A 14,511-nucleotide genomic window follows, 5' to 3' on the forward strand; every position below is an offset into this window, starting at 1 on the left:
GCTACCCCCATCTTCCGAGGACGAGCATGAACATCAACGACACCACGACTGCGATCCACTGCGAGGCTTCCGTCAGCCCCAGCCACGCGAGGTTGATCCACGCACTGCCCATCAGCCCGAGGAAGAGCCGGTCCCCTCGAGTCGTGGGCATGGGCAGGAACCCTCGCCGGGGCACCGACGGCGACGCGATGCCCCACACGGTATAGGCGGCAATCAGCGCCGCGATGACCCCGAAGAACAGGGCCGTCTCCGTCGTCCACGCCATCCACTGGAGGTCCATGGCGGCTCAGACCCTCCCCAGGGCGAAGCCCTTGGCGATGTAGTTGCGGACGAAATAGATGACGATGGCGCCAGGGACCAGGGTGATGACGCCCGCCGCGGCGAGCACGCCCCAGTCCATGCCCGCCGCGCTCACCGTGCGCGTCATCGTCGCGGCGATGGGCTTGGCATCCACCGAGGTGAGCGTGCGGGCCAGCAGCAGTTCCACCCACGAGAACATGAAGCAGAAGAACGCCGTCACCCCCACCCCCGAGCGCACCAGCGGCAGGAAGATGCGCAGGAAGAAGCGCGGGAAGCTGTAGCCATCGATGTAGGCCGTCTCGTCTATTTCTCGAGGCACACCGGACATGAAGCCCTCGAGGATCCACACCGCCAGCGGCACCGTGAAGAGCATGTGCGCCAGCGCCACCGCCCACGGCGTGTCGAACAGGCCGATGCTCTGGTAGAGCTGGAAGAAGGGCAGCAGGAACACCGCCGGCGGGGCCATGCGGTTGGTCAGCAGCCAGAAGAACAGGTGCGTGTCGCCCAGGAACCGGTAGCGCGAGAAGGCGTACGCGGCCGGCAGCGCCAGCAGCACCGACAGCACCGTGTTGATGCCCACGTAGGTGAGCGAGTTGATGTAGCCCTGGTTCCAGTCCGGATCCGTGAAGATGATGACGTAGTTGGCCAGGGTCGGGTTGCGCGGGAAGAGCGTGAAGCCGCCGAGGATCTCCTCGTTCGTCTTCAGCGACATGCCCACCAGCCAGTAGATGGGCACCAGGCTCAGCAGCAGGTACAGCGGGATGGCCAGGCGGGACGCTCTCATCGGGCCTCGCTCCGTCCCGCCTGCGTCATCGCGGTGTAGAAGACGTAGCTGAACAGCAGCACCACCAGGAAGTAGATGAGCGAGAACGCCGCCGCGGGCCCCAGGTCGAACTGCCCCACCGCCAGCCGCGTCAGGTACTGGCTCAGGAAGGTGGTGGCGTTGCCCGGCCCGCCGCCCGTGAGGACGAAGGGCTCCGTGTAGATCATGAAGCTGTCCATGAAGCGCAGCAGCACCGCGATGGTGAGCACCCCGCGCAGCCTCGGCAGCTGGATGTAGCGGAACGTCGCCCACGCCGAGGCGCCGTCGATGCGGGCCGCCTGGTAGAAGGGCTCGGGGATGGCGCGCAGGCCCGCGTAGCAGAGCAGCGCCACCAGCGGCGTCCAGTGCCACACGTCCATGGCCAGCACCGTGAGCCACGCGTCCAGCGCGTCCGCCGTGTAGTTGTAGTCCAGGCCCAGCCCGTTCACCGCCACGCCCAGCAGCCCGATGTCCCCTCGGGCGAAGATCTGCCAGATGGTGCCCACCACGTTCCAGGGGATGAGCAGCGGCAGCGCCAGCACCACCAGGCTCACCGAGGCCGCCCGTCCGCGCATGGGCAGCACCAGCGCCAGCGCGATGCCCAGGGGAATCTCGATGGCCAGCACCGCCAGCGAGTAGCCCAGCTGTCGGCGCAGCGCGCCGTGGAGCTCCGGGTCCCTCAGCACCTTGCGGAACCACTCCGTGCCCACGAAGACGTGCTGCTCCGGGCCCAGGATGTCCTGCACCGAGTAGTTCACCACCGTCATCAGAGGGATGACGGCGCTGAAGGCCACCACCACCAACACGGGCACCACCAGCAGCCAGGCGCGGTTGTTCGTGGGCTTGTCCAAGTCCTCTTCCCTCCTCGCTCAGGAGACGGCGCGGCCGCCCACGTAGAGCGTCGTCCATTGCGCCGGGAACTCCAGCCAGCAGCTCTCGCCCGCCGAGACGCGCTCCTCCTCCGGCAGCCGCACCTTCACCACCTGCTGCCCCAGCCGCGCCGTGGCCATGCGGTAGCGCCCCAGCTCCTCCACCTGCGACACCTCCACGCGCACCGCGGACGGCGCGCCCTCGCGCACCCGGCGCAGGAACTCCGGGCGGATGCCCAGCTTCAGCTCGCCTCCGTCCGCCTTCGCCTTCGCGCACACCTCGGGCGGCAGCGGGATGCGCTGCCCCTCCACCACGGCGGCGGCCTGCTCCAGCGTGCACGGCAGCAGGTTCATGCCCGGGCTGCCGATGAAGTAGCCCACGAAGGTGTGCGCCGGGCGCTCGAACAGCTCCTGCGGCGTGCCCGCCTGCACCACCCGGCCCTGGTTCATCACCACCACCTGGTCGGCCAGCGTCAGCGCCTCCACCTGGTCGTGCGTCACGTAGACGAGCGTCACCTTCAGGCTCTCGTGCACCTGCTTGAGCTTGCGGCGCAGCAGCCACTTCACGTGCGGGTCGATGACCGTGAGCGGCTCGTCCAGGAGGATGGCCGCCACGTCCTTGCGCACCAGCCCGCGCCCCAGGGAGATACGCTGCCGCATGTCCGCCGACAGCCCGCTGGCCCGCAGCTTCAGGTCGCCCGTCAGCTCCAGCAGCCCGGCCACCTCCTCCACGCGCGCCTGCGTCTCCGCCCGGCTCACGCCCCGGTTGCGCAGCGGGAAGGCCAGGTTCTCGGCCACCGTCATCGTGTCGTAGATGACGGGGAACTGGAACACCTGGGCGATGTTGCGCGCCTGCGGCGGCGCCGCCGTCACATCCACCCCGTTGATGAGCACCTGGCCCACCGTGGGCCGCAGCAGCCCGGAGATGATGTTGAGCAGCGTCGTCTTCCCGCAGCCCGACGGCCCCAGCAGCGCATAGGCCCCGCCGTCCTGCCAGACGAGCTCCAGGGGATGCACCGCCCAGTCCTTCTGCGTGGCGGACGCCGGCGCGTAGGAGTGCGCCATGCCGCGCAGTTCAATGCGAGCCATGCGCCGCCTCCTGAGCCGTCACCGTGGGAGCCGCCACCAGGCGCCCCTCCGGGCTGAAGGCGAACAGCCGGCTCGGCGAGGCGAAGAGCTCCAGCTGCGTGCCGTACGGGTGCCGGTGGATGCCCTCCACCTGCGCGGTGAGCGAGAGCCGCTCGTGCGTCGCGTGGATGAGCGTCTCCGAGCCGCTGATCTCCTCCACCTCCACCCGCGCCGGCAGCCGCACATCCGTGTCCGACGCGGGAGCCAGCCGCAGGTGGTGGGCGCGCAGGCCCAGCCGGTAGCGGCCAGGCGCCAGGGCCCGCAGGTGCCCGCTCAGGGGCAGGGCCACCTCCGCCGACAGCCGCGCCTCGGCGCCGGACACCTCCACCTCCCACAGGTTCATCTGCGGATCGCTGAAGACCTGGCCCACCCGCTCGGTGGCGGGCGACTGGTAGACGTCCAGCGTGGGCCCCACCTGGAGCAGCCGGCCCTCGTGCAGCACCGCGGTGCGCCCACCCAGCAGCAGCGCCTCGGTGGGCTCGGTGGTGGCGTAGACGATGACGGCGGGCCGATCCTTGAAGATCTGCCGCATCTCCGTGCGCAGCTCCTCGCGCAGCTTGTAGTCCAGGTTGGCCAGCGGCTCGTCCAGCAGCAGCAGCGAGGCGTCCTTCACCAGCGCGCGCGCCATGGCCGTGCGCTGCTGCTGCCCGCCGCTCAGCTCCGCCGGCAGCCGCGCCAGGAAGGGCTCCAGGCGGAGCACCGCCGCCGTGTCCCGCACCCGCTTGTCGATCTCCTGCTTGCTCAGCCTGCCGGCCAGCCGCAGCGGCGAGGCAATGTTCTCGTACACCGTGAGCGAGGGGTAGTTGACGAACTGCTGGTACACCATGGCCACGTTGCGGCGACGCACGTCCCACTGCGTCACGTCCACCCCGTCGAAGCGGATGGCGCCCGAGGTCGGCCGGTCCAGGCCGGCCATCAGCCGCAGCAGCGACGTCTTCCCCGCGCGCGTGCGGCCCAGCAGGATGTTGAATGAGCCCGGCTCGAGTCGGAGCTCGATGTCCGCGAGGTACATCTCCCCGCCGACCACCCGGCCAACCCTGTCGAGCTCGATGCCTTGCTTCAACCGGCTCCCCTCGGTGGACGCGCTGCGTTGCGGGCGGCGAATCTAGGGGGAGCCTCGAGCGGGAGCCAGTTTTGAATAGCGACGTCCCAGGTCACGCCGCGGCGCGGCGTCCGGCCCCCTCTCGGGGTCCCCCCGACCCTCACTCTCCGTCCGACGTGGCAGCAGGGTTACAACAGGGCCGTTCGAGCGGGCTCCACTACCGAACGGCAGCCCTGTCCCAGGACGAGCGAGCGAACACTCGGCCTCGGGCGGCAACGTGCGAAGTGAAGCGGAGGGCGTAGAGTGCGCTCCTCGGTCCTACCTATGTCCTTCGTCTCTTCCCTCACCGCCATGATGCGGAACCCTCGCGCGAGGCTGATGCTCGCGCTGGGCTTCTCGTCCGGTCTCCCGCTCTACCTCGTTGGCAGCACCCTGAGGGCGTGGATGACGAACGAGGGCATCTCGCTGGCGAAGATTGGCCTCTTCGGGCTCGTGGGCACTGCCTACGCCTGCAAGTTCGCCTGGTCGCCCTTGATGGACCGCTACTTCCCGCCGTTCCTGGGCCGCAGGCGCGGATGGATGCTGGTGACCCAGGTGCTGCTGGCCCTGGGCCTCTTCGCCATGGGCCAGGTGAACCCCCGCACCGACGCGGTGCTCATGGCCGCCTTCGCCGCCCTGGTGGCGTTCTTCTCGGCCAGCCAGGACATCGCCGCGGACGCCTACCGCACCGAGCTGCTCGAGGAGACCGACGCGGATCGCGCCTTCGGCATCACCACGTTCACCCTCGGCTACCGCATCGGCATGGTCTTCGCCATGGCCGTGGCGCTCATCCTGTCCGATGTCATCGGCTGGAAGGGCAGCTATACCGTCATGGCCGCGCTGATGTCCGTGGGCATCATCGCCACCCTGCGAGCCCCCGAACCCAAGGTGGAGCGCCCACCCCACACCTGGGCCTCGGCCGTGGTGCACCCCTTCCTGGACTTCTTCCGGCGCTACAGCCGGGAGCGCCCAGCGGCCTTGAACCCGGTGCTGGGCTTCCTGCAGCGCTACTGGCTGGCGCTCGTCATCCTGCTCTTCCTCATGCTGTTCCGCGTGGGTGACGGCTTCATGTCCCAGATGAACACCACGTTCATCTTGAAGCAGGGCTTCACCAACTCGGAGGTGGGCGTCATCCAGAAGGGCGTGGGCATGACGGGCGCAATCCTCGGAGCGCTGACGGGCGGCCTGCTGGTGGCGACGCTCGGTGTCAGGCGGGGCCTGTTCCTGTTCGGCACGGCCCAGGCCCTCACCAACCTGCTCTACGTCGGGCTCGGCATGGTGGGGAAGAACTCCCTGTTCCTGGCGCTCACTGTCGGGCTGGACAACTTCAGCGGCGGCATGGGCGGAGCCACCATCACCGTCTTCAGCACGGCGCTGTGCAGCAAGAAGTTCTCCATCACCCAGTACGCCCTGCTCTCCAGCCTGGCCGCGGTGCCCATGCAGGTGCTGGGTGCCAGCTCGGGTATCCTCGTCGAGAGCGTGGGCTGGAACAGCTTCTTCCTGCTCACCGCGCTGGCCATGGGCCCCGCGCTGCTCGTGCTGATGCTGATTCCCCGCGACGTGGGCACGTCCGCCCAGCCCGAGGCCGCCGCCGAGCAGCTCACCCGCCCGACCCTGGCTCCCGAGGCCGCCGCCGAGCTGGCCTCGGCGGCCAAGAAGAGCGCCGGCTGAGCGCGGCGCGTCCGGCTACTTCGCGGTGACGCAGCCCGGGGTGCCCCCGAAGAACTTCTTCCACGCCTCGCGGTCGTGCGCGGGCAGGAAGTGGAGCTCCGGGACCAGCTCGTGGAGCTGGGAGAGCTTCGCCACCGCGGCCTTCGCCTCGCCGCTGTCCGTGTCCGTGAAGAACTGCATGACGGTGCTCTTGGGCAGGCGCCGCTCGATGGACTCGGTGAGGTTGACCGTGTCTCCCACGTGCACCAGCCGCTTCGTGGGGGACAGGTTGACGAAGGTGGCGATGCTGCCCGGCGTGTGTCCCGGAATCTTCGTCACCACGAGCACGCCATCCCCGAAGAAGTCGAAGCTCTCGTCGAAGGTCTCATAGGGCTTCGGCTCGAAGGCCATCGCCGTCATCCGTCCCTCCACCGCCCTGGCCTGCTCCAGCACGACGGCCTCGTCATGCGCGCGGATGAGCTCCAGCTCCTCGGGAGGCAGCCACACCGGCACCTGGGTGAGCTCCACCATGCCGCCCAGGTGGTCCTGGTGCGCGTGCGAGGCGATGAACCCCTTCAACCCGGCCGGCGTGGCCCCGACACGCTGGAGCGCCTGGGTCGCCGTGGATGCATCCCGGAGTCCCCCGAGGGCAATCTTCGTGAAGAGCCGCTGCAGGAGCGGCCGGCCCTTCGTCTCCTCGAGCACGTTCGGGCTGTAGCCGGCGTCGATGAGCACCTCGCCCTTGGGGTGCCGCACGAGCAGCCCGGAGGCGGTGTTCCTCCAGGTGGCGGTGCGCGTCAGGCCCGCCGTGCCCATCTGCCCCCAGACGTCACTGCGCGAGAACTCCAGCCAGCACACCTCCACCCGCGGGAGCGCATCCAGCTTCGGCGCGGCGCGGGCGTGGGCCGGCGCGGGGGACAGCTCCGCGGTCAGGAGCTTGATGCCCCCCGCGATGAGCCCGAGCACGACGAGCGCGCCCAGGAGACGTCCCCAGCGAATCCTCACTCTGGCCATGCCGCTGCATAGCACCGAGGTGGGGCTCGCTTGAACCGGCCAGACGCCCCCTCCGGGCGCGGCCTGTCCGAACTGGTCTGCTTGTCATACCAGTTCGTGGCTCCTCGGACCGGCCCGGGGGCGCGGGCCTTCTTGTGCCTTCGCTGTTGCCTCTCCGAGGCGTGCCGGGAAGACTGCCCCTCCGAACCCCGCACCTCTCGCCCGGAGCCTGCCCATGTCCACCTCCTCCAAGCCCGTCATCGGCATCATCGGCGGTAGCGGCCTCTACCAGATCGACGGCCTGACGGACGTCTCATGGCGCAAGGTGTCATCGCCCTTCGGAGAGCCCTCGGACGAGCTGTGCTTCGGCACCCTCGAGGGCCAGCAGGTGGTGTTCCTGCCCCGGCACGGCCGCGGCCACCGCATCCCGCCCTCCGAGCTCAACTTCCGCGCCAACATCGACGCGCTCAAGCGCAGCGGCGTCACGAACATCCTCTCCCTGTCCGCGGTGGGCAGCCTGCGCGAGGACCTGCCTCCCGGCACCTTCGTCGTCGTGGACCAGTTCATTGACCGGACCTTCGCTCGCCAGAAGAGCTTCTTCGGCACCGGCTGCGTGGCCCACGTCTCCATGGCCCACCCGGTCTGCCGCCGCATCGGCGACGCCGTGATGACCGCCAGCGCGGGCATGGACATCAAGGTTCACCGAGGCGGCACCTACCTCGTGATGGAGGGCCCCCAGTTCTCGTCGCTCGCCGAGAGCGAGCTGTACCGGAGCTGGAAGTGCGACGTCATCGGCATGACCAACATGCCCGAGGCCAAGCTCGCCCGGGAGGCGGAGATCTGCTACGCGACCGTGGCCATGGTGACGGACTTCGACTGCTGGCACCCCAGCCATGACGCCGTCACCGTCGAGCAGGTCATCTCCGTGCTGCTGGCCAACGCCGGCAAGGCGCGCGCGCTCATCAAGAAGGTGGTTCCCCTGCTGGGCGGGCAGCAGGGCCCTTGCAAGCACGGCTGCCAGACGTGCCTGGATACGGCGCTCATCACCGCTCCCGAGGCGAGGGATCCGGCCGTCATGCAGCGCCTGGATGCCGTGGCGGGGCGGGTGCTGCGGCGCTGAACGTGCCGGGTACTTGCATCCGCTCACTCGGGGCGAATAAAGCAGCGGGCCACAAGGAGACTCATGCCCTCTGCCTTCACTCGAGTTCTAGGGAGCGGTTTCGTCGTCGGGGAGCACTGCGTCAAGAACGAGACGCTGTCCAAGATCTGCGACACTTCGGACGACTGGATCCGCGAGCGCACCGGTATCGAGCAGCGGTACTTCGTCGAGGAGGGGGTCGCCACGAGCGATCTCGGCGTCCGGGCGGCCCGCAAGGCGCTCGAGGATGCGAAGGTGGCGCCCGAGCAGATCGACTACATCGTCTTCGCCACGATGACGCCGGACTACTACTTCCCGGGCTGTGGCGGCCTGCTCCAGGCGAAGCTGGGGCTGAGCAACGTGCCGGCGCTGGACATCCGCCAGCAGTGCAGCGGCTTCATCTATGGCCTGCAGGTCTGTGACGCACTGCTCCGTTCCGGGGCGGCCACGCGCATCCTCTTCGTGGGAGCCGAGGTCCACACCGGCTTCATGCCCTGGTCCAAGCAGGCGTTCGACCTCATCACGGGCAAGGCGGAGGGAGTGCTCCCGAAGGAGGAGCACGACTTCAACACGAAATTCCGGGACCGGACGTCGCTGTTCGGCGACGCGGCGGGCGCGCTGGTGCTGGGCCCCACGGACAACCAGGAGCGGGGCCTGCTGGGCTTCGTGCTGCACTCGGACGGGAGCAAGGCGGAGAGCCTGTACGTGTCGTCTGCGGGCTTCGCCTACCGGCCGTACGTGGGCGGCGACACGCACATCCGCGAGGCGCGCTACGTGCCGACGATGGATGGGCGCACGGTGTACAAGATGGCCGTGTCGAAGATGCCCGAGGCCGTGAACGAGGTGTGCCAGAAGGTCGGCGTGACGGTGGATGACATCTCCATGCTGATCGCCCACCAGGCCAACCTGCGCATCAACGAGGCGGTGCAGAAGGCGCTCAAGCTGCCGGACGAGCGCGTCTACAACAACATCCAGCGCTACGGGAACACCACCGCGGCGACCATCCCCATCGCCTATGACGAGTGCCGCCGCAGCGGCAAGGTGAAGGCTGGAGACCTGGTGTGCTTCGTGGGCCTGGGCGCCGGGTTCCACTGGGGTGCGGCGCTGATGCGCGAGTAGCCGTCGTCCCCAGCTCGAGGAGAAACCAATGAAGGTTCATGGCCAGCCGATGCGCACCATCTGGGTCGAGCCCGACGGCTGGTCCGTGGGCATCATCGACCAGACGCGTCTGCCGCACGCCTTCGTGACGCTGCGGCTCACCACCATGGAGGAGGTGGCCCATGCCATCCGCTCCATGCAGGTGCGAGGCGCTCCACTCATCGGCGCCGCCGCTGCTTATGGCGTGTGCCTGGCCCTGCGCGTGGATGCGTCCGACGGAGCGCTGGAGAAGTCCTGCGCCGCGCTGGCGGCCACCCGACCTACCGCCATCAACCTGCACTGGGCCCTGGAGGAGATGCGCCGGGCCCTCCGGCCGCTCTCTGCCCCCGAGCGTGTCGCCGCGGCCTACCGGCGCGCCGCGGCCATCGCAGACGAGGACGTGGCCATCAACCGGAGCATCGGCTCCAACGGCCTGCCGCTCCTTCAGGCCGCCTGGGAGCGCAAGGGCAAGAAGGGTCGGCTCAACGTCCTCACCCACTGCAACGCGGGCTGGCTCGCCACCGTGGACTGGGGCACCGCCCTCTCGCCCATCTACCTCGCCCACGAGGCGGGCCTCCCCGTGCATGTCTGGGTCGATGAGACGCGGCCGCGGAACCAGGGCGCCAGCCTCACCGCCTGGGAGCTGGGCCAGCACGGCGTGCCCCACACCGTCATCGCCGACAACGTGGGCGGCCACCTCATGCAGCACGGCGAGGTGGACCTGTGCATCGTCGGCACCGACCGGACCACCGCTCGCGGCGATGTGGCGAACAAGATCGGCACCTACCTGAAGGCCCTCGCCGCCAAGGACAACGGCGTGCCCTTCTACGTGGCGCTGCCTTCTCCCACCATCGACTGGACGCTCGAGGATGGCGTGCGCGACATCCCCATCGAGCAGCGCGAGGGCGCCGAGCTCACCGACATCAGCGGGCGGCTGCCCTCCGGCGACGTCGTCACCGTGCGCATCACGCCCCCGGGCAGCCCCGCCGCAAACTATGGCTTCGATGTGACTCCGGCCCGGCTGGTGACGGCGCTCGTCACCGAGCGCGGAGTGTGCGCAGCCTCCCCCGAAGGACTGCGGTCGCTCTTCCCCGAGCGCTTCCGAGGAACCGGGACGTGAGCCCCCTGCCGCACCTGTGGCAGCGTGAGGCCATCATCGCCACCGCTCGGCGGCTGAACCCTTCCGGGCTCAATCAGGGCACCTCCGGCAACCTCGGCCACCGCGTGGAGGACGGCTTCCTCGTCACTCCCACCGGCATGGACTACGACTCGCTGCGTCCCGAGGACATCGTCTTCATGCGCTTCGATGGGAGCTCGGAGGGACCGAGGCTTCCCTCCTCCGAGTGGCGATTCCACCGGGACATCCTCGTGGCGCGGCCCGAGGTCCAGGCCGTGCTCCACACCCACTCCCTGCACAGCACGGCGCTCGCGTGCCTGCGCCGTGGCATTCCGCCCTTCCATTACATGGTGGCCGTGGCCGGAGGCACCGACATCCGCTGCGCGCCCTACGCCACCTTCGGGACCGAGGAGCTGTCCCGTCACGCCGTGGCCGCGCTCGAGGGGCGCAAGGCGTGCCTCCTGGCCAACCACGGGCTGATCACCGTGGGCGCGGACCTGGCCGGAGCCTTCAAGCTGGCCGTCGAAGTCGAGACCCTCGCCGCCATGTACCTTCGGGCACTCCAGGTGGGCGAGCCCGTGCTCCTCGATGACGCCGAGATGGCCGTAGTATTGGAGAAGTTCCGGACCTACGGGCAGCAAAAGAGGTGACCCACATGCGCCAGGCCTCCAGTCGAGCTCAGCGGAGTCTCCTTCCGATGGGCCTTGGGAACTCACGGCCTCACCTGGGACTCCTGGCGCTGATGTGTGGCCTCACGCTCGCCCTCGCGGCCTGCGACGACGACCCGCCGAACACGGGGGAGCCGGACAGCGGAGTCCCGAGTCCAAGCCCTGACGCCGGTCCCGATGGCGGCACGAGCTCCGAAACGGACGCCGGCAGTGACGGCGGAGTGCTCCCCAACCCGGACGCAGGCACCGATGGCGGCATGAACCCCACCGTCGACGCCGGCAGCGATGGCGGAGTCACTCCCATTCCGGACGGCGGGACGGACGGCGGAACGCCTCCCCAGGCCTGCGGCGATCTCGTCGAGGACAACGTGCTGACGCGCTGGTCCGCCTGGTCCGAGGACAACGCCGTGACGAACCTGAGCACGCTCGGAGCGCCCGACGTGGTTCGCGGCACCAGCTCACTGCGTGCCGTCACCCAGTCCGGCTTCGACTTCGCCCTGCGCTACACGCCTGCTGGCGGCACGATGAATGTCTCCAGCGCCGCGCAGCTGCGCTTCGCCATCCGCGCGCTCAACACCACGCCCACCGGCTGGCAGGGCAACTTCCCCGTGGTGGTGCTCCAGGACTCGACCGGCAAGCGGCGCACGTACACCCCCAGCCGCCAGTTCCTCGGCCGCGACGGCGCCAGCTGGGTACCCATCACCCTCCCCCTGGCGGGCGATGCCACCTGGAGCCTCTCCGGCAGCGCGGTGAACCTGGCGGCCCTGAGCCGCGTGGAGCTCCACGCGGACACCTGGGAGTCCGGCTTCACCCTGGACGTGGACGCCATGAGCTTCGAGCAGGCGCAGACCGTCTGCTCCCTCGAGTGCCCCAACGCCTGCAGCGGCCGCGGCACCTGCGACGCCACCATCCTCGCCTGCACCTGCGACCTGGGCTACGGCGGCCCCGCCTGCGCCACCTGCGCCCCTGGCTTCGTCTCGCAGAACGGCACCTGCGTGCTGCCCAATGACGCCAACCACTCCGAGTGGCCCAACGCCACCAGCAAGGCCAACAGCGACACCTGGCTCCAGGTCCACCACGCCCAGCTCCAGACGCTCAAGCCCAAGGTGCTGGCGCTCAACTTCGTCAACCCGAGCAACCCCACCCAGGTCTCCCAGCTCATCTCCCAGCTCATCAGCGCGTTCGCCGAGGGCTCCAAGGTCCAGGGCTCCAAGAACGCGTCGGCGCCCGCGCAGCTCCAGTACCAGCTGGCCAAACCCATCCTGGACCTGCGGGACGGAGTGAACGGCCGTCCGCCGCCGCCCTCGGGGTACGCGTACGAGAACAGCACCCTCTTCCCGCGCCGGCCCCAGAGCGAGCCCGGCGGCTGGCGCTTCGACTACGCCACCCTCTTCGAGCAGGGCTTCGCCCAGCACTACGGCTATCGGGATCCGGCCAACGCCAGCCGCTACCTCACCCTGTGCGAGCTGGTGGACCGTGGAGAGATCCACGAGCTGTGGGTCATCGGCTCGGGGGATGTGCCGGACGTGAACGCGGCGGAGGTGCTGGAGTCCAAGCCGCGCTACACGCGCACCGGCAACCGCATCCCCAACGCCGTGGAGCGCTGCGCGGGCAACGGGTGCTTCGACGAGGACGTGCCCTTCTGCGGCCGGAGCCTGCGCATCGGCTTCGTCAACTACAACCGAGGCCCGGGCTGCTACGTGCACTCGCACGGCCACGGGCTGGAGTGGACCTCCAACAGCGGCGCGGTGCCCGCGCTGACGGAGTGGTTCACCCCGCTGGCCCGATTCGATCTCGACACGCGATACAGCCTGCCCTTCTCCAAGTGGTACGACATGGGCTGCGCCACCGAGCCGTGCCTGAGCTTCCCCTCCGCCACGAGCGCCCGCGTCGTCCACCAGGGCTCCACATACAACGTGAACCCGTACGACGCGGCCTGCGGCAACGTGCACTTCCCGCCCAACGGCGTCAGCCACTACGACTACGGCAACGCCACCTCGGTGCGCACCTCGTGCTCCGGCTTCGGCCGCCACCAGGGAGCGGGCGGCACCGACGCCACCGAGCTCGTGAACAAGGACACCTGGGCCCGCTACCTGCCCCTGGCCAATGACTGCGGCGGCGAGTTCCTCGTCTGGTGGTTTCAGAACATGCCGGGCTACAACTCGGGACAGACCTACTCGGATGGGAGGCCCATGCCCTCCCTCTGGCCGTTCTTCTTCTACTGACGACGCCAGCACTCAAAGGCCTGGAGTTCCGCACCCACCAGGCCTACGGTTCGCGCACTTCGTGCACGATGCGGCTTCGGACTTTTCCTCCCCAGGTCGAGCAGCTCGCACAGCTCTGGCGCGCGCAGGTCCTGACGACCTCTTCGTGGGTGCAGGTCGGTGAGCCGATTCCGGGAGCCGAGTCCGAGCCGTTCTTCGTTCGCTCCACGGACGGCTTCTCGGGCCTCGCCAAGCCTGGGACAAGCCAGCCTCCCGTCCACCGGCACCCCAGGGCGGCACACGAGAAGATCGCGGCGGACCTCGCCTACGAGCTGGGGCTTCCTGTCCCTCCCGTCATCCTTTGGAGAAGCGGACGCCCGGGGATGTCCATCTCCGCGCTCGCCTTTCCCCGGGCCCTGCCTTGGGGCGCCATCCCCCCTTCCATGGGAGGACAGCTGCTCCCTCGGCTCGCGCCCGTGGCTTCCGCCATGGCCGCCTTCGACTCATGGCTCGCGAACACGGATCGGCAGAATGACGGCAACCTGCTGCTGAGCGAGGACGACACCGTGACGCCTCCCGTGCTCCGGGTGGCCTACCTGGACTTCGCCAACTCGATGACTTATCGCTGGGCCCAGAACCAGCGGTGGCAACTCGATGATGCGGTCGCTTGTTATCCAGACAGGATCCCCGTGGATGAGACGAGCTTGCGCGCCACCCTCCAGGAGATCGAGCAGTTCCCCAGAACGACGATTGAAGAGATCGTGACTAGAATCCCCGAGGACTTTCTATCGGTCGCACATCGGACCACCATTCTCGATGGGCTGCTGCACCGGCAATCGCGGGTTCGTGGGATGATGGCCACCGTATACCCGGGTATTCCATGAGCTTGGACAAGGTGTGGTTCTCGTTCATCGACTACCGGCCGGACCCTTCCGAGCCGGAGAAGAACCGGATTGTCCTGGGAAGCATCCTGTCCGCGCGACTCGGACGCAGGCACGGGACCGTTGTCCTCGATGCTCGCGACCACCTCACCGAGGACGAGCTCCAGCACATGGACGGCCTCAGTCGGAAGCTGCTCGCCTATCCCGAGCACTATCTGGATGGCGAGATCCAGCGCTTCTTGAAGACCGCTCCTTTCGACGGCCAATCCTGGCTGAGCGCCCTCTCCCAGTTGCACCGCTGGTCGCTCTACGTCACTCCGCCTCGGAAGCTCCAGGTCGAGCGGCACCTGTCCCAGACCAACCAGGAGGCACTCACCACGGTCTGTCATGACCTGCTCATCGCCCACATGCTAGGTCGGGATGTCCCGCTCACGGGCCGCCTGCGCGCGAAGCGGATCATTCCCGATGACTGGCGGACCCAGGTTCCCCCGGCCTGGCAGCTCACCAGCCGCTCCTTCGCCGCGGCCTCACAGCGGTCCTAGC

Annotated in this window: 14 protein-coding genes; 8 read left to right on the forward strand and 6 right to left on the reverse strand. The window is 68.8% G+C overall.

Annotation, left to right across the window (positions count from 1 at the left end; all coding sequences use genetic code 11):
* Nucleotide 1: 1 nt before the first annotated feature.
* From KY572_RS19465 to KY572_RS19485, 5 genes are read right to left on the reverse strand one after another with little or no spacing between them, the layout of a single operon-like run.
* Nucleotides 2-280 (reverse strand): DUF2160 domain-containing protein, encoded by a 279-nt coding sequence (locus tag KY572_RS19465; RefSeq protein WP_224244389.1) that lies wholly within the window; start codon nt 278-280, stop codon nt 2-4.
* A gap of 6 nt (nt 281-286) precedes the next feature.
* Nucleotides 287-1,084 (reverse strand): carbohydrate ABC transporter permease, encoded by a 798-nt coding sequence (locus KY572_RS19470; protein ID WP_224244390.1) that lies wholly within the window; start codon nt 1,082-1,084, stop codon nt 287-289.
* Nucleotides 1,081-1,953, reverse strand: a complete 873-nt coding sequence (locus KY572_RS19475) for a carbohydrate ABC transporter permease (protein WP_224244391.1) — start codon at nt 1,951-1,953, stop codon at nt 1,081-1,083. Before KY572_RS19475 ends, KY572_RS19470 begins: the two co-directional genes overlap by 4 nt.
* A gap of 18 nt (nt 1,954-1,971) precedes the next feature.
* Nucleotides 1,972-3,060, reverse strand: coding sequence for an ABC transporter ATP-binding protein (locus tag KY572_RS19480; protein WP_224244392.1), 1,089 nt, complete (start codon nt 3,058-3,060; stop codon nt 1,972-1,974).
* The gene (locus KY572_RS19485; protein ID WP_224244393.1) at nt 3,047-4,162 is read right to left on the reverse strand and encodes an ABC transporter ATP-binding protein; all 1,116 of its coding nucleotides are present in this window, start codon (nt 4,160-4,162) and stop codon (nt 3,047-3,049) included. The genes KY572_RS19480 and KY572_RS19485 overlap by 14 nt, the downstream gene beginning before the upstream one ends.
* A gap of 303 nt (nt 4,163-4,465) precedes the next feature.
* Here KY572_RS19485 and KY572_RS19490 point away from each other — a divergent pair, with 303 nt between their 5' ends.
* A complete protein-coding gene (locus tag KY572_RS19490) occupies nt 4,466-5,851 on the forward strand; it encodes an AmpG family muropeptide MFS transporter (protein WP_224244394.1) in 1,386 nt (461 codons plus the stop codon).
* A gap of 15 nt (nt 5,852-5,866) precedes the next feature.
* Here KY572_RS19490 and KY572_RS19495 read toward each other — a convergent pair whose 3' ends face one another.
* Nucleotides 5,867-6,844 (reverse strand): MBL fold metallo-hydrolase, encoded by a 978-nt coding sequence (locus tag KY572_RS19495; protein ID WP_224244395.1) that lies wholly within the window; start codon nt 6,842-6,844, stop codon nt 5,867-5,869.
* 214 nt (nt 6,845-7,058) lie between these two features.
* Here KY572_RS19495 and KY572_RS19500 point away from each other — a divergent pair, with 214 nt between their 5' ends.
* From KY572_RS19500 to KY572_RS19530, 7 genes are all read left to right on the forward strand, one after another.
* Nucleotides 7,059-7,943 carry an S-methyl-5'-thioadenosine phosphorylase gene (locus tag KY572_RS19500; RefSeq protein WP_224244396.1) on the forward strand — a complete coding sequence of 295 codons (885 nt, stop codon included), beginning with the start codon at nt 7,059-7,061 and terminating at the stop codon, nt 7,941-7,943.
* Between the two features lie 63 nt (nt 7,944-8,006).
* A complete protein-coding gene (locus tag KY572_RS19505; RefSeq protein WP_224244397.1) occupies nt 8,007-9,080 on the forward strand; it encodes a 3-oxoacyl-ACP synthase III family protein in 1,074 nt (357 codons plus the stop codon).
* A gap of 28 nt (nt 9,081-9,108) precedes the next feature.
* Nucleotides 9,109-10,218: an S-methyl-5-thioribose-1-phosphate isomerase gene (mtnA, locus tag KY572_RS19510; protein WP_224244398.1), complete on the forward strand. Its 1,110-nt coding sequence runs from the start codon at nt 9,109-9,111 to the stop codon at nt 10,216-10,218.
* Nucleotides 10,215-10,865 (forward strand): class II aldolase/adducin family protein, encoded by a 651-nt coding sequence (locus KY572_RS19515; RefSeq protein WP_317987869.1) that lies wholly within the window; start codon nt 10,215-10,217, stop codon nt 10,863-10,865. The genes mtnA and KY572_RS19515 overlap by 4 nt, the downstream gene beginning before the upstream one ends.
* A 275-nt stretch (nt 10,866-11,140) precedes the next feature.
* On the forward strand, nt 11,141-13,108 hold the full coding sequence (locus tag KY572_RS19520) for a calcium-binding EGF-like domain-containing protein (RefSeq protein WP_224244399.1): 1,968 nt from the start codon (nt 11,141-11,143) through the stop codon (nt 13,106-13,108).
* A gap of 68 nt (nt 13,109-13,176) precedes the next feature.
* Nucleotides 13,177-13,971 (forward strand): hypothetical protein, encoded by a 795-nt coding sequence (locus tag KY572_RS19525; protein WP_224244400.1) that lies wholly within the window; start codon nt 13,177-13,179, stop codon nt 13,969-13,971.
* Nucleotides 13,968-14,510, forward strand: coding sequence for a hypothetical protein (locus KY572_RS19530; protein ID WP_224244401.1), 543 nt, complete (start codon nt 13,968-13,970; stop codon nt 14,508-14,510). Before KY572_RS19525 ends, KY572_RS19530 begins: the two co-directional genes overlap by 4 nt.
* The last annotated feature ends 1 nt before the right edge of the window (nt 14,511 follow it).

The sequence above is a fragment of the Hyalangium gracile genome (assembly GCF_020103725.1).
Taxonomy (GTDB): Bacteria; Myxococcota; Myxococcia; order Myxococcales; family Myxococcaceae; genus Hyalangium; species Hyalangium gracile.

Coding starts and splice junctions, on each gene's coding strand:
- KY572_RS19465 (WP_224244389.1), bottom strand. CDS start 280: ATGGACCTCCAGTGGATGGCGTGGACGACGGAGACGGCCCTGTTCTTC.
- KY572_RS19470 (WP_224244390.1), bottom strand. CDS start 1,084: ATGAGAGCGTCCCGCCTGGCCATCCCGCTGTACCTGCTGCTGAGCCTG.
- KY572_RS19480 (WP_224244392.1), bottom strand. CDS start 3,060: ATGGCTCGCATTGAACTGCGCGGCATGGCGCACTCCTACGCGCCGGCG.
- KY572_RS19490 (WP_224244394.1), top strand. CDS start 4,466: ATGTCCTTCGTCTCTTCCCTCACCGCCATGATGCGGAACCCTCGCGCG.
- KY572_RS19495 (WP_224244395.1), bottom strand. CDS start 6,844: ATGGCCAGAGTGAGGATTCGCTGGGGACGTCTCCTGGGCGCGCTCGTC.
- KY572_RS19500 (WP_224244396.1), top strand. CDS start 7,059: ATGTCCACCTCCTCCAAGCCCGTCATCGGCATCATCGGCGGTAGCGGC.
- KY572_RS19505 (WP_224244397.1), top strand. CDS start 8,007: ATGCCCTCTGCCTTCACTCGAGTTCTAGGGAGCGGTTTCGTCGTCGGG.
- mtnA (WP_224244398.1), top strand. CDS start 9,109: ATGAAGGTTCATGGCCAGCCGATGCGCACCATCTGGGTCGAGCCCGAC.
- KY572_RS19520 (WP_224244399.1), top strand. CDS start 11,141: ATGAACCCCACCGTCGACGCCGGCAGCGATGGCGGAGTCACTCCCATT.
- KY572_RS19525 (WP_224244400.1), top strand. CDS start 13,177: ATGCGGCTTCGGACTTTTCCTCCCCAGGTCGAGCAGCTCGCACAGCTC.
- KY572_RS19530 (WP_224244401.1), top strand. CDS start 13,968: ATGAGCTTGGACAAGGTGTGGTTCTCGTTCATCGACTACCGGCCGGAC.